Raw genomic sequence first — 246 nt, 5'->3', positions numbered from 1 at the left:
GAGAACGACATTCTTGATGAAGGGGATACTGTTGGGTAAAGTATTGCAGAGCCAACTGAACGCGATCATATACTGTATCGGTAACTGCTGCTTGAAAACTCGCTGCAATGTCAGCAATGTCACTTTCTGTAAGAGGAGCCATGGCTGTTGCTGCTTGACGAACAGCGGTTTTGAGGCCTGAAAAAGAAAAATCTAACCGTTTTTCACCCTTTAAAGGTCGGGGAAGAAAAATGCGATTTTTGTCTC

The 246-nt window shown here is 43.9% G+C and carries 1 pseudogene; it reads right to left on the bottom strand.

What is annotated here, in order from left to right:
• Positions 1-246 (bottom strand): annotated as a pseudogene (locus ACFIMP_RS09935) (tRNA (adenosine(37)-N6)-threonylcarbamoyltransferase complex transferase subunit TsaD); the annotation flags it as partial.

Origin of the sequence: Bartonella sp. AP65SXKL, assembly GCF_042195725.1 — a bacterium.
Lineage (GTDB): Bacteria > Pseudomonadota > Alphaproteobacteria > Rhizobiales > Rhizobiaceae > Bartonella.
Note: the sequence above shows the minus strand (reverse complement) of the source record. Positions and strands in the feature narration are given on the sequence as shown.